This window comes from Culturomica massiliensis (assembly GCF_900091655.1).
Classification (GTDB): Bacteria; Bacteroidota; Bacteroidia; order Bacteroidales; family Marinifilaceae; genus Culturomica; species Culturomica massiliensis.
In genome coordinates this window covers 2,448,115-2,464,490 of sequence record NZ_LT594621.1, presented here as the reverse complement: position 1 = coordinate 2,464,490, position 16,376 = coordinate 2,448,115, and the positions used below count along the sequence as shown (strand labels likewise).

Sequence of the window (16,376 nt, the reverse complement as noted above, 5' to 3'; positions counted from 1 at the left end):
GTAGGTTAATTTTAAGAAAAAATGTAAAAAAAAGTTTTTTTACAAAAAATATATTAACTTTGTAATGTATAATATGAATGTGATGAAGGGGATTTTATGCAAGTGGTTAGGGATCAGTGTGTTCCTGCTCGTTCTTCTGTTTTGTACCCAAAAGACAGAGGCGGCTGTATATACCGATTCATTGACTTTTAAGATCGATAGCGCCAAAATCGAGGGGGATTTTTTGGAGTATTCGGTAATGTTTTGGCGGACGAATGAAAGTTGGGTCGGAGACAATGGAATACAGGATACATTATTGGGGAATACCGACCTTAATTTTTGGTTGGAAGATGTCGTGTTCGATAAGAATGTGGCACCTCAGATTGTACGTAAACATGCGGATTTGGATCTGAATACGGCGGGGGGCTTTGCGTTGATGAATATCGAAGCCCGTTATTATGCTTACCGTTTTTCCATCAAGGTCAGTCCGAAAGAAAACCCCATGAGCAATATGCGGGTGGTGTCCGTTTTATACAACCAGCCGGTAGAGTTGTGCCGGGTGCGTTTGAAGATGACGAATCCGAATCAGAATCCCGGTTTGGAATGGGATGTAAAAGCTACGGGCGGTCAATCGACGATAGGGGAGCCCCTTATCCTTGCTTTGGATGGAAATATCAGACTCAATCCTCAAAAAGACATTATACTGGTTGATAATTCCCATGTACAATGGGTATGTGAAGGCGGGGATGCCAAAATCTGGGCCAAAGGACATTCGTCCGGGGACAAACTGAAGATTGCCTGGTATATGGCCGAAGACCCGGATTGTGTGGGAGCTTACAACGGCAATCCGAACGATGCAGCTAAATTTACAAGTAATATTACCGGAAACCTGGTTTCCGGTCAAGTGCATGTAGCCGATTTCCTGAATACTTCGAAATGGGGAAAACTTCGTTACCACATTACCTGTGCCAACGACGGTTTGGAGCGGGTGGATACGCTGCATATTTTCAATGTGCCGATATCCATGGACAGTATTTATTTCCAATGTGAATTGTCGGATGCCTCTTTGTCCGGAGCGCCCCGTTATTCGACGAATACGGCAAACGGTACGGACAATCAAAAAACACAGCTTTTGGTTCGGGACAGCCTTCACGGTTGGTTCGCTTCTTCCGATCCGACGCTGCGGGACGATGGCCCTGCCGGTATCGGGGCGAGTGACCGGACCGATACGGTGATGAGATGTCCCAGTATCGGGGCCGTGGTGTCTTTCTATTTCTTCGGACCGGATTGCGATGCCGATCACCAGATAATCGGGAGTTATATGGACGTGACCTACCAATGGCAGGATGCTTTGGGAGCCAGTGATGTAGATACCTACCGCGTTTCGTCCTGGGAAAAGGTAAACGGGAAAAACGCTCCCAACGGCAAATGTTTGTATAAGGGCTCGGTTTTACTGGCACAGGAACTTACCGACAAATTGGTGTGGATCAGATCGATTTCTACCGAAGCGGGATGTAATAACGGTTCTTCTTACCGGAAATACGATACCCTGTATGTAAAAGACCTGCCCCAGGACCAGACTCTGGTGGCTACCCTGACCGATACGACCCTGTCAGCGGGAGAAAGTATGACATTAAGACCCGGTTTTGATAGCTATACGTTGAAACAACCGGCACTCGGTTCGATAAATACTTCTGCAAAGACGTATACGGCTCCTTCGGCCTCCTGTTCCGATCCGGACGGATGCCGCGATACCCTGGTCTATAAATATACCATGAATATCGGAGAAGGTACCGATTGCCAGATGGAATTCCAGCAGGTAGTGAATTTAAGTGATGTCTACTATTTGAGTTTAAAAGTTTTGTTGGAAGGAGGGTTTGCTTATAGTTCGACAAATTTGATGGTTTCTTATCCGGTAGCCTTGTTTCCTCGAGATGCCAGTGGATATTATACTTCTCCATATTGTGATCAGAAAGTGGCTGTAATGCCTTCAATTGCGACACCGACAGAAGGGGACATTACAGATTGGATATATATTCAGTTAAGAGATGTTTCTAATATTGGTAATTTGTTTGAATCTGTAGATTCAGTTTCTGCAATTGTTAGACAAGATGGGACTGTTTTTAGTTTAGATGGTAAGCCGTATGTTACTTTTAAAAATCTTGCTAAAACAAAATATCATGTTGTTGTAACACATAGAAATCATGTAGGAGTTATGTCAAAAGAACCAATAGAACTTAAAACTTCTGTAGCTTCTTTACCTGCAACTCCATTGATTGATTTTACAAACGTATCTTTAGTGTATGTATCTGATCCAACGATACCTGTTATGTATTTATTACCGGATGGACGGGCTGCTCTTTTTGTTGGAGATGTTACAGAAGATGGCTTTATAACGGTTCCTGATGCGAATGAGATTATATTTAATATGAGCAGCACTACAGGTGATGTTTATCGGCCATCTGACCTTGATTTTGATGGTGTTGTGAATGCATCTGATTACAATAGATGTTTAAATAATTTGGGGAAAAAGACTCAATATTAAAAGCGAGTATTTATGAAGAGGATACTTTTTATAATATTTTTTGTAATACAGATACTCCAAGGGGGAGCACAGACCTTTTATGGTACAGAAAATTTGCCAACGGATTGGTGTGGCTCTAAATTCGGGAATAATGAATGGGATAATACACTTGAGACTGCTATTCAAAATGTGACAGTTAATGGGGATTATCTTGAGTTTGATATTTATTTGAGCAGGATTGGTAAATGGTTTAATCAGGCATGGACATCGGAAAGGAAAAGGTTGTCTATCGTGACTCTTGCTTTTGATTATAATTATAATGTTTTAAGTACGAATAAATCAGATTTTACTTATACAATAGGAGAGGAGTGGGAAGCTGATGTAGATGTTAAAAGCTGTGGTTTGGAAGAAGCTCCTTCATTTGGAGATCCTCATTTTTTGCAAATGAATTTTGCAAGTATGAATTATTATACATTTTCTGCTCCGGGAGAAGGTGTATTTTTTATGCATATAAAATGGAAAATAGCATCTAAATCAGGAAAAACAGGAGTAGTACTTCGTACACCAGGTCCTCCAAGATCTTCTGAAGCAACGACAGATCAAAGTGCTGCGGTATGTGTTGTTCAGACAGGAAATGCTGACATCCAACTCGGGTCAGAATCCGCTCCGGTAATAACGGATCTGGCTGTTGCTGACGCTTGTGCCGGGACGACTCAGGGAATCACGGCGACGGTTACCGGTACTTATACGGGGATTAACTGGGAATTAAAAAAGAACGGAGCAATATCGACCGATGGTACGATTACGGTCGGAGCTTCCAAAGAATTGGCTTCTGTTGCTTGGGGAACATCGGCCAGCGGCACTTATGAAATTTGCGGAACGCCTCAGTCTTCGGTAGCCGGAGCTGTACCGTTTTGTAAAAACGTAACGGTGACGGCTGCACCGGCCTTGGAGATTGCCAAGAGTACGACTGATGAATGTGTGAATACGTCTGTAACTCTGACTCCACAGCAAGTGGGCGGGGGGGCCGTCGGTTCGTTACTGAATGCCTCTTCTTATAAATGGACTAAAGATGCGAGTGCTGCCTCTTTGGCTACTTCGTTAACCTATACAACCGGTTTGACAACCACGTCTACGGTTTATCATTTTACGGCAACCACGGTAACGGGTAATTGTCCGGTGTCTGCCGATATTACCTTGCAGGGTGTAGCTGCTCCTGTCGTTTCCGGCATTTCAGCTATTGTGGCAAGCGGGGCTTCGCTGATAGACAAGAAATATTATGCCGGTGACAATATTACATTCAGTGTACCGAATAATGTCGATTATACCTATGCATGGACCATCGATGGGGTATCTGCCGGTAGCGGCAACTCCTGCCAGATCGAGAGTGCGACGGCAGCTTCTTATGTTGTAAAGGTTACCGTAACCAATAGTGCCGGTTGTTCTACCGAGCTGACGGAAACTTATACGTTATCTGCCGGTTGTGGACTTACGGTGGCTTTGCAGGATCATTTCAATCCCGGAAATCCGGTTCGGATTTGTGCGAACGGTGTTGCTCTGATAGATGCTGTGGCGACAGCTAATTGTGCCGGAGAGTCTGTGCTGTATTATGTATGGTATCAGAAACAAGCGGATAATACCTATAAAGAAGTATTGCGGGATGAAAATCCGGGGGCTTTGAAAAGTACTTTTGCAGCGACTGTGGCAGGAACATATCAGGTATGGGTATATAGTGCCAGAGGCATGATAAAGAGTGCCGATTTGCAGGTGAATGCTTCCGGATCGATTTATACCGCTGATATCGTAGAAGCCTGGGATCCGGTGTACATACCCCTGGGTGGAGGCCCTGCCGATTTGGGAGCGAATGGAAACAACATCGACAGCTATTACTGGAAACCCGAGAAATGGTTTACCGGGTCTGCCCATACGGCGCAGTTCCCGACGACTTCGGCTTTGTCGCAGGCGACGACATTCTTTGTATATGCCTCACACTCCGACGGTTGTGTGTCGATGGATAGTTCGCATGTCGTGTTGTCTGATAAGACATTGGATATAACGATACAAATAGCGGGTAATCCCGTTTGTGCCAATGGTAAAATCCGTTTGACGGCAGAAGTGTCGAACGGAAGCGGAAATTATGATTATACCTGGGCAACGAATGAATTTACAATCGGCTATCCTAATAAAAATAAGGAAATGGTTTTTGAAGCCAACAAGAGCCTGATTCCGGCAGAAGGAAAAGTGTTGACACAGACACTGTATGTAAAGGATACCGATACGGAGGTTGTGGGAACGGCTAAAGCGGTGATCAATTTATCGAACCTGGAAGATCCGAAACTGAAATTCGATCTGGTCGGTAACGCTACCTGTGAAGGAAATACCCTGAGCGTAGTTAAAACTGCCGGCCCGAATATCGCTACCTATTATTGGTTTGTGCGGGATGAATCTTTACCGAATAAACCGGTGACGATGACGACTTCGACGACTCCCGGACTGAAACTCGATAAACGGGGCGATTATACCGTATGGGTAGGAGCGAAGACAATTAATGTCAGTGGCTTGGAAGGGTGTTATTCGGATACGGTGAATGCCCGTTTACCGCTGAAAGTGAAAGGGTTCGATCTGGCATGGTCTACCCAGCCGGCGGCAACCTATGTTTCCGGTCAGGTGTTGAAAGCGGGTGCTATAGCTTCCAATTCGACGACCTCGAATGATTATACTTTCGAGTGGCTTTCTCCGGCAGGAGGAACGATGACTTCGGCTACTCAAACGACAAATCCGAATAATTTCCAACTGGAAGGGGCAGAATTGGCCCAATACGAATTTAAAGTAAAAGTGACGAACGACGGATGTCCGAAAGAATTATCCGAAATCGTAAACCGCAACGCTACCGATAACGGCTTGTTGCTGACACTGGCATCCGATCAGGTGAAATATTGTGCCGGCGGAGCTGCTATCATGAGCGCGAGGGCTACCGGAGGAAAAGCGCCGTACCGGGTGACCTGGTATAAAGCGGGCAGTGAATCTTCTCCGATCGAAGGACCGAAAGAGATGGCTATCGACGGAGGTGCCGGTTTCGACCGTTTGATCATTACGACTCCCTTATCCGATGGCGATAAGATTGTTGTAAAGGTAGAGGATGGAAATACAGCTTCTCCGAAAATCCGCAGGGATACGGTGACCGTAAATGTGACGGGAGCTGTTCAGGCCCCGCAGATTTCAGCCGGGGCTGACCGGACGATTGCCAGAGGTACTTCTACTTATCTGCTGGGTGAAGTGCTGGCGGAAGGCAACGGGATTACTTCCTGGACCTGGTGGGACGGAAATAATCTTGTCGCCGATGCGACAACGGCTAATCCGCAGACGAAAGCTTTGAACAGTGCTACGACTTTTTCGGCCTATGTGACCGATGCTGCCGGATGTACGAGTTTGCCGGATGAGGTGGAAATCCGTGTGACGGCAGATCCTTACGATCTGGCCGTGGATATGAACGCACCCGGCCTATTGTGTCATAACAGTAAGGTGCCGTTGTCGGCTGACGTTACTCCGGGTGACCGGGCGATAAGCAAATGGCAGTGGACCACGACCTTGGGAACTTTGTCGAATGCTGCGTTGGCAACTCCGGATTGGACGATGAACGTATCGGCCAACGGTACGGCTACTCTGATGGTATTGGTTGAAGACGGAGCGGGGGTAACGGCTGTCGATAAGGCTGTTGTGACCGTTTCGGATAAAACGGCGCCGGAATTGATTTTGGCCGGCTATAATACTGCCGGGGGTAAAAATACGCTTTGTTCGGGCAGTACGGAATTGAAAGTAACGGAGAAAAACGGAATCGCTTTGTCGGGATATGTATGGTATGCTGACGGTGCGGTCGTGGCCCGGGATGTTGATACCTATATACATGCTGTTAGCGCGACCTCTTTGGTGACGGTACGGGTGACGGCTTCGGCTGCAAGCGGCGGATGTCCTGCCAGCAATGTAGCGGAAGTGCCGTTGACGGCTTATCCGCAACCGGCTATTGCCTGGGCGGCTTCTTCGACTCCTGAATTTGTTGATGCAAATACGACGGTAAAAGTGACGGCCGAAGTGACGACGACCACAAAAGCACCTTATACCTATACCTGGAAACATATTTCTACGCCGGTCAATCCGAATGCACCGGGCTATACGGATGAAGCGAATGCTGCCGGTACACCTCCTGCTGCCAGCAGTGAGGCAAATCTGGCGGGCGGTGCTTCAGCCGATTCTCATCCCTATGATTTTCAGGTAACGGTGACCGATGGAAACGGTTGTCCGTCGGATGAAATAACCCGTTCTATCGTGGTGAACGACGGCAGCCTGTATGTAACGGTAGCACCGAAATACGGCGACTATTGTATAAACGGGGCCGGTGTGCTTACCGCATCGGTGAAAGGGGAAGGGGTAACGGCTGACAATGTTACCTACCAATGGTATAAAGATGGAATCTTGATGGCGGGAGAAACCGGTAAGGAACTGGTTGTCATGAACCCGAATGAGACGGACAAATATCATGTGGAAGTGGAATGTGGAGGAAAAACCGGTTCTACAGCGGGCGTTCCGACTCAATTGAAACAAGGTACGAATACGGCTCCTACGCTTACGGGTATCGATCTGCAGATTCCGACTGGGTCGCGTACGGCTTTGGTGGTCGATCCGAACGGTGCGGTAATCACCGAATGGCAATGGAGTCCGGAAGATAAGCTGGCCAGTGGAGAAAGTACACTATCGTCGCCTTATACGGTTGCTTTGAATGCTTCGCAGCAATATACGGTTTACGGTGTAGATCGGAACAAATGTGTCAGTGCTCCGGCTATCGTGAATGTAGATGTCATCAATGTACTGGATCCCGCCGACCGGCAGGATAATCTGATGGTGAAGGCCTGGCCGACACCGGATACGGTTTGTATCGGTAACGAATTGAATATCTATGCGACGGTTTGGTCTTCGGTAACCGGTGATAAAACCTATACCTGGATGGGCGATGATAACCTGAACGTTAAAAATACACCCGGTGTGATTTTCAATCCGACCAACCAATCGTTGCCGGCCGGTACATATACTTATGCCGTGATTGTCGAAAATGCTGTCGGTATGAAGGCTGTCGACCGGGCTATAGTAACGGTTATCGACGGTACGACACCGACGTTGACGGAACAAAATCCGGGTGACCGTTGTGCCGGAAACGATGTGGTCGTAAAACTGACCCCTTCCTCCGGAGCTGAGTATACGTGGATTGTCAACGGGGTTGTCGATGAGACGGTTACGGGTAACACCTTTACCTGGCCGGATGTAATGGATGAAACCGGGGTTCATTATAACCTGAAAGTCATAGCTAAAACCGCCGGTTATTGCCGTACGGATACATTGAAGATCGATGCGGATGTGCAACCGGGCGTGAAGTTTGAAGGTTTGCAGATTGCCGATAGCTGCGGACAGGTCATTCTCTATTCGAAGACGAAAGAAAATGCCAACTATAGCTGGAGTTTGACCGCAGGTGCGCCTTATTTGAAGACAAAGGCCGGAGGATCGGCAGATACTTGTTATGTTGTTCAGGATATGGAATTTACAACACCTTCGATGGGATATACGCTGAAGGTCGAAGTAACGCCTAACGGTGGCGGTTGTAAAGCAAGCGGCCAGTATACGGGTAAATTGTACTACAGGCCGACTGCCCGGATTGCAGGCTGGAATCCGGCAGGAGAGGCGACACCTTTGTTTTATACAATGGTGGAGAAAAACGGATCGGAAACCGTTTATCTGGATGCCGTTAACTCGCATTATACGACAACCAATTCGGATGTCGATTGGACGGCTTTACATGCTAACATTACGGCAGCCAGCAATAAACAAACGGCTACTGTCAGAAACGTGGCTGTGGACGATTCCGTTTTCCTGACTATCGCCAATAAGGAAGTAGCTACCTGCCAAAGCCGCGATACCATGCCGGTATACCTCTATCCGGAGGCACCGACTTTAAGGATCGATACGGTTGACGGTAGTTTTGTGAACGCCGGATTATATCTGGACGGCGGTAGCGGTGACAACTATACTATCTGGAGCCGGAAATGGGATCCGTATTGTCTGACCGACCGCTTTACCGGTGATCAGGTGTATAAGAAAGAGCCGGGGGCTATAAACATCACGGATAAATTGTGGAAAGAACCGGCTATGGATACATTGGAATTCTATTATGCTACAGCCGGAAGAACTATTGCAGGACGTACCTGGGATAGTCCGACGACAAGTGATACGGTTGGATATTATTTGCAAGACATAAACAAGAATACAACTTCTGGTAAAACCTCAAATAATTTAGTTCCGGTTTATTTTGATTTTACAAAAATGGGATATCCGACTTCTGGAGATTTATTGAAATTGTGGACATCTAAGTTTAGTGTTGTAAGAACGTTTAATTATAGTACTCAAGGATGGTCTGGAACAACAAATCCGGCTGGTTCGATTATTATAGGTTCATTTACAATTGTACAAGGGACTGTTATTCAGATTGAACCAAAAATAAATTGTCAGTTTATGCAGTACGGTAAGTTGCCGAGTCTTTATGATTTTTCTGTAAACAAAACAAATGCAACGAGTAAAGGGAATAATAATTTAGTCTTTTTACAACCTTCAAGAGCTGCAATGTTGATGGCTAGGGAAGTGTTAGATGAGGTTGTAGATTTGAGTACTGTACGTTATTTTGGTTTTGATAATCAGGGATGGAATGCAGCACGATATGTAACATCTACAGTATTTTTAGGTGATTTTAGTTTAATACCTTTATTGCCATTGCAAATGGAATTGAAGGCGGCATTTAATGGCAGTATTAATTGGAAGTAATATCAGCGTGATGAAAAAATGTTTATTGGTCTTCTTTTTGTGCATAATTACAGTAGGGGCTTTTGCACAATTGAATTTCACGTTTACTATTTGTAGTTCGGGCACAGATTTGACCGGAAGTTCTGTTTTGACTCAAGGGGATGTGACTTGGACTATGGAAAATAAGGGGGTAACAGTTACAAATGCAGAGTCTACTTTTTGGTTAATGGATAATCAAGGAGGCCAGGTGTTTATAATGTTTGACCCGATGACAGACATGGCTTCTAAAGGGGGGTCCCTTTCTCTCGGTGATGTCGTCAATATAACGATAAAGGTTACAAATCCGGCTCATCCTTTATATAATAAAACAACGAGTGCCTCAATTCCTATTAATTCAATGAGTTCAGATGATTATGTAATGTTCTGTGCATTGAATTTTACGGCAACGCTTCCAACAATAAATATTCCTGATTTTACAATGTGTGCAGGTGAGACAGGAAAAACGGTGATTGCTACAATCACTGATGCTCCTGCTGATATTGCTAGTTATACGATTGATTGGGGTGGAGGAATTACAACAGCAGGTGCTGTTGGTGCAACGACAACAGGAAATGTTCCTTCTTCTATAACGAGTGGTACTTATACTGCAAATTTGAAAGATGGAGGAGGAAATATAGTTGCTTCTAAGACATATAAAGTTACTGTTAATGCGGCTGCTACTATATCAATTACAGTGCCCAATACGCAAAAAGATGGGGCGGACGCTTACTATTGTAGCGGGGGATCGGATAAATCGACAGTTGTCCTTACGGCAAACGGGCCCAGCGGTTATACCTATGCCTGGGAAAAAGACGGTGCAGCTATTGCGGGTGCCGGTAGCGTTACGGCAAATCAGCCGGGTGTTTATAAGGTAAAAGGAACGCATACAACGGGTTGTCCGGGCGAGGCAACGGTTACGGTAGGTGAAAAGACGGCTCCGGCTGCTCCGGCTATTACGGCTCCGGCGAAAGCGGATGTCTGTGTGGAAGACGGAGGTTCGACGACCCTGGCTGTGACTTCCCCGAATGCCGGTTATACTTATATATGGACAGGAGCAACTGCCGGTACGCCGACCAGTTCTGCAACGGTACAACACAGTAGTGTTGCCACAAATGCAGCCGGTTCGCAATATACGGTAAAAGCCAAAGATAACTTTTGTACATCAAATTCTTCTACAGCGGCTGTTTTGAAAGGCCATAAGATCAGTGTTACCCTGGATAAAACCGGATCGATACAGGTGGCTGACGGTGTGACGCAGACTTTGACGGCAACCCCGACGACAACGCCGGCGACCGGTACCGTAGATGCTACGACCTGGAACTGGACTTCTACCGGAGCGGCAATCGCTTCCGGGCAGGGAACGGGCAGTATTACGACCGACCCGATCCATGCGACGTCTACCTATAAGGTGACTGTAAAAGACCAGTACGGATGTCCTGCTACCAGTGCAACAACAACCTTTACGATCAAGGCCGGTACGACCTGGGACATTACATTGGCCGATGCCAAGGCTTGTGCAGGAACTCAGATCAATTTGGCCCCCACGACGACTGCCGGTGTAACTTTGCCGGCTCCGGTTACTTATGCGTGGTCTTCTTCCGACGGGTTGACATTTACGAGTACGAATACATTAAATACTTCTGTTCCGACGACAATGGCGCCGGGAACTTACAAAGCGAAGATTAAAATCACGGACGGTAACGGCGTTTCCAAGGAAAAAGAGGTAACGGTTAAGGTATACGGTAAACCGACTTTGACGGATGTTACGGTTACTTCTACAGAGGTTTGTAAAGGAGATGCCGTGGAATTGTCAGCTAACGGCGGTGCTGCTTCGACAACGGTGATCGATAATTCGGCAGTATTGACGTATAACTGGACGGGGGCTACGAAAAAGGCCGACCAAACGAAAGCTTCGGCAACATTAAAGGCCGGCGACAATCTGTATGAAGTACAAATCGTCGATGGTAACAATTGTAAAAGTGAAAAAAGAAGTGTCACTTATGTCGGACATGAAGTAACGGTTATTGCTTCGCTGAACGGAAGTACTTCTTCTCCGGTGAGTGTACCTTACGGTTCGGCGGGAGCGTTGGATTGTACGCCGAGTTTCAATCCGGGCACAGGAGCCGCCGCCGGGCATGCGGATACTTACGAGTGGGTAAAAGCGACGGGTACAGCCGGTATTGACGGTGTAAATACGAATAAAACCGCGACGACGGAAGCTTTGACATCGGCCGGTTCTTTTAAAGTGACGGTTACCGATCAGTTCGGTTGCCCGGGTACGGGTACGATCAATTATACGACTACCGGCGGTGCGTTGACCGTTTTATTGAATCCGGCATACATTTGCGCCGGTTCGGATACTCCATTGTCCTGTACTCCCGGTGGAGGAACGGGGGGAGTTATTACTTACGAATGGATTGCTGTGAACGGCGATGTGACGTTTGACGATCCGAGTGCTGTTCAGCCGAAACTGGCAGCGGCAACCCTACCGGGTGTATATAAAGTAAAAGTGAAGATTAAACAGGGAGCTCAGACTGTAGAGTCGGCCGTTGTGGATATTACGGTCGGTGCACAGCCCAAGCTCGCTACGATCGGAATATTCCAGAACGGCAACCTGATTCCGGACGACGGAACTTCCGTATTGCCGGGTAGTAAGGTGTCGGTAGTGGCAACGGGGACAAACCTGCCTGCCGGTACTGTTTACGACTGGACTCCGCCGGCTTTGGTAGAGTCTGTTTCAGCCGATCAACTGACGGCAGAGAGTGTGGCGTTGTCGAGAAGTGCTTCGACGTGCTTTAAACTGACGGTGACGAATGCTGACGGGAAATGTCCGGATTATAAAGAGGCTTGTGTGCCGGTAGCCGGTACGGAATTCGTACTGGATATCCCGGATGCTTCGGTCTGTTTCGGAATGCCGTTGAATGTGACTTCTGTCGGAAATATAACCGGAGGTGTGAAACCGTATGTCCGTTATACCTGGACGTGTGCCGATCCGAATTTCAATTTCACCGAATCAGCCGATCATCAGTATATTACAGTGGCAGCTACGACTCCGGTCGGCACCTATACCGTGCATCTGGAAGTTGAAGATACCAAAGGCAATGTCGTTGCCGATGATTTTACGGTAACGGTGGCTGCTGTTCCTGTGTTTACTGCCGTGCCGGCTTCCCCGCAAACGGCGAAAGTGGGTACGACCGTGAATTTGTCGGCTACGGTAAATCCGGGTACGGCTACGGTAAACTGGATCCCGGGAGGTCCGGTACAGGGAGCACAAACCGGCGGTACGGGCTATGCCCAGATTACGGCAGGACAATTTACGGCTGCAGGGGCTTATAATTACAGAGTGGAGGCGGCCCTCGGCACTTGTAGTATAGATTCGGTTATTGTGATCAATGTACAGGAAAAAGTGGATGATATTGTTATTGTTGCGGCTGATGCAGAGGCTTGTGAGGGAGACGGAGATATCCGGCTGAGCGCTTCGGCAACGGGCGGATCGGGTAGTCTTTCTTACCGCTGGGAGGTACTTAGCGGAGATATCGTGTTGTCCAGTTCTACCGGACAGACGACGACGGTGCAATCTGCATCCGTCGGTTCACACCGGGTAAGGATACATGTGACGGATAATTCGGCCACCGATCCCGCACCGGCACAGTATAAGGATATTCTTGTTACCATATATGGCAAGCCGACGATTACTTCGATTGCGGTAGATAATGTAACGAGCGGTGCTTCCAATGTAACGGTGGTGGATTTCGGAGACGAGTTGAAACTGACCGGTACGGTTGATCCGACCAATGCAACCTGCGCCTGGACGGACGACCGGGGAGCTTTGCTTTCTCCGAACGGTAATCCGGTATATACCAAGCCGATGACGGATAATACGCGTTTTACCCTTAAGTTGACGAACAACAATGGATGTTCGGTGAGCCAGGATGTAAGCGTGACGGTAAAACAACCGGAAAACGGGGCTTTGCTGCGTCTGGAACTGGCGAAAGAGTGTGCCGAATCGGGCCGGGATATGGTACTGACAATGACAGCGACGGGAGGTACGACCTATTCCTTCCATTTGAGGAATAATGCCGGTCTGGATGTACTTTTCGAAGGAACGGGTCCCTGGACCTACAATATTCCGTTGAGCGGTCAGGATACTTATTTTGCACAGAACTTCCAGGCTTTTAAAAACGGGGTGGAAATTTTACCGACCTACGTACAGCCTGAAAATCTGGAAGCTTTGTTCTATACGACTCCGGTTATTACGATAGCCGGCGGAAATACGAAGACTGTTTGCGAGGGTAATGCTTTGACCTTGTCGGCTTCCGCCCAATTGGGAAATACGGTTTTCGAATGGGATGATCCGAATGTCGTGAACGGGCGGCCTTTCTTCCCGACGACATCGGGTACCTATACGGTTACTGCGACGTCAGACCGGGGATGTGAAGCAACCTCCAGGGTAGATGTGACGATAATCCCGAGACCGACGGTGACGATCAATGCTTCGCCGGAAACGATCTGTCTGGGAGATACCGTATTCCTGACAGCCGGAGGATCGGCTACGGAATTTACCTGGAACAACGGAAAGACGGGAACGGATATTTTTGATATACCGAATGTGGGAGGAACGATAAAATACGTGGTATCCGGTAAGGAAACCGTAAACGGCTGTACCGATACCGCTTCGGTGAAGGTGCTTGTAAATGAGCCGCCGGTGATTGTATCGACTTCCCGTACGACACGTAGTATCGCCATCGGTAAGAATGCGACTTTTGCAGTCAAGGCTACCGGTAAGGATCTGAGATACGAATGGCAGCGGTGGACCGGTTCGTCCTGGCTGACTCTTTATGACGGCGATGACGACCAGCCCGGTGTATCCGGCTCGCGTACCGATTCGTTGACACTGACCGGCGTGCCGATGAGTTGGAACGATACGAAGCTGCAATGTATCGTTACCAATGATTGCGGTGTTGCCGATACGACCTTCCTGCTATATGTGAAAGAATGTTTCGATATCCTTGACCTGGAATGGGATATGTGCGAAGGTATCCGTCCGGAAACCGATCCGACGGTGGCAATTGACGGCTGGTATTGTCCGGGAACAAAGATTGCCATCTGTGCCAGACTGATTCTCGACGATCCGGATGCCGATCTGGGAAGTGCCGTGTATAAATGGACGGTAGACGGATTATCTACCGATGACGGCCGCTGGGGAGAAATGGTGTTTATTTCCGATTCCAGTGTATTGAGTTGGGTACCGCCCGCCTCCTGGCAGGATAATATTACCATAGCCTTGTGCGCTTATATCGACGGAGCCTGTGATACGGTATGTAAGAGTTATCTGCGCTTGAAGGCAACGGCTTATACCGAACTCGACTGGAAGATGATGACTTCCGTCGATCCGTCCAGAATGTTCTGTCCGGGAGATACGGTAACTTGTTGGATAGACGATCCGAAACAAACGGCAGGTTTGAACCCGACCTATAAATGGTATAACGATATTTTCGATCTGTCGACGGAAAAGCCTTCGACCAACGAAGTGGTCAGCTTGAAGAACGACCGGGTAGTGATGAAGATGGGACAAAAAGATACGTGGATGAAGGTGGTGATGACTCCTTCTCCTGAAATCTGTACCCGCCAGGGAGAATATGCCGATACGGCTTTCTTGCAGGTAAAACAGATCGTAGAACCGGAGTTCTCAATCTGGAGCGAGGATACATTGGCTTGTGCCAATGACGAGATTTACCTGGAAGCCCGTTGGAAAAATGCCGGAGAGCATCCTAAATTCCAATGGACACGCAGTATCGGAGAACCTTATTGGAACCTCGGAACCGAATATTATGCCAAGACGGTATTGGATGAAAACGACGTATGGATCAAATGCGTACTGACGCCTTCGGATGAAGTTTGCTTCAGACAGGATACCGTATTTGTCGGAGCTAAACAGATTAAGGTTATCAAGGATCCGGCCGTAGTGATTTTCGCCGACCTCGAAAATAAAGTGCAGGGAGACGAAATCATCATCGAATCGGATATTACGAAAATGCCGATCAAGGATCCGTCTTATACCTGGTATGTCAATAATCTGATCGAACCGAGCGAAACGGAAGAGGAATGGATTTCTTCCGATTTTAAACAAGGCGATAAGATACAATTGGGTGTGAAAGGAGAACGGATTTGCCAGAACCAGATCATGTCCAATATTCTGGAGATCGATTTCAACAACTCGGCCCGCGATACGCTGGTAGTGATCTATCGGGACGAACGTATCCGTAATCTGGATTTGTTTAAACCGGGTGACGAACTGAAAGAGTTCTCTATCGCCCAGGGCGGTTATACCGGTTCGGGTAAGGTTTCGATGGGACTTGACGGGAAGTTCAATTACATTCCGGATCGTGATTTCATCGGTATGGAGAAAGTGACGTATGTGATCTATAATAAGTATACGGGAACAACGGAAACCGGGCATGTTTACATTCAGGTAAAAGACAAAGACCGTTTCTTTATTCCGAATATCATTACGCCGAACGGGGATGGTTTGAACGATACCTGGAAGCTCGATTTCCTGGCTGATTACCCGGAACACAGAGTGACGATTTACAACCGTTACGGTAAGGTCGTCTTCAGGGCTGACCATTACAACAACGACTGGGATGGATCGGGTCAGGGAAACAGTGGCTATGTGGCCTACTTCAACCTGCCGAACGGAATTTATACTTATGTGATCGATCTGGGTAATAAGGAGATATTGAAAGGATGGGTAGAGATCCGGAAAAATATGAACCTCGGGAGATATTCGCGCTAAACGGGTATAAAACGTGGTGATGAAAAGGTGAAAATCTCCCGGGCTGTAAGGGCCGGGGAGACTTTTGCCGTTTATAAATATTTGAAGGAAGGACGCGGAATTTTGAAAATTAATTTGTAGTTTAGAGCGTTTTAAATTAGGTTAAAATTATACGAAAGTTTATAAAGTTTTTAAATCGGTATTCCGTCTTTACTTTCG

3 protein-coding genes are annotated in these 16,376 nt (G+C 47.3%); all 3 read left to right on the top strand.

The features are described from left to right. Positions 1-64 precede the first annotated feature (64 nt). From BN8908_RS11810 to BN8908_RS11800, 3 genes are read left to right on the top strand one after another with little or no spacing between them, the layout of a single operon-like run. Positions 65-2,524, top strand: a complete 2,460-nt coding sequence (locus BN8908_RS11810) for a hypothetical protein (RefSeq protein ID WP_021988040.1) — start codon at positions 65-67, stop codon at positions 2,522-2,524. 12 nt (positions 2,525-2,536) lie between these two features. After that, positions 2,537-9,364, top strand: a complete 6,828-nt coding sequence (locus BN8908_RS11805) for a hypothetical protein (protein WP_068690745.1) — start codon at positions 2,537-2,539, stop codon at positions 9,362-9,364. Continuing rightward, positions 9,342-16,178 carry a T9SS type B sorting domain-containing protein gene (locus tag BN8908_RS11800; RefSeq protein ID WP_068690743.1) on the top strand — a complete coding sequence of 2,279 codons (6,837 nt, stop codon included), beginning with the start codon at positions 9,342-9,344 and terminating at the stop codon, positions 16,176-16,178. The genes BN8908_RS11805 and BN8908_RS11800 overlap by 23 nt, the downstream gene beginning before the upstream one ends. Positions 16,179-16,376: the final 198 nt, after the last annotated feature.

Coding starts and splice junctions, on each gene's coding strand:
- BN8908_RS11810 (WP_021988040.1), top strand. CDS start 65: ATGTATAATATGAATGTGATGAAGGGGATTTTATGCAAGTGGTTAGGG.
- BN8908_RS11805 (WP_068690745.1), top strand. CDS start 2,537: ATGAAGAGGATACTTTTTATAATATTTTTTGTAATACAGATACTCCAA.
- BN8908_RS11800 (WP_068690743.1), top strand. CDS start 9,342: ATGGCAGTATTAATTGGAAGTAATATCAGCGTGATGAAAAAATGTTTA.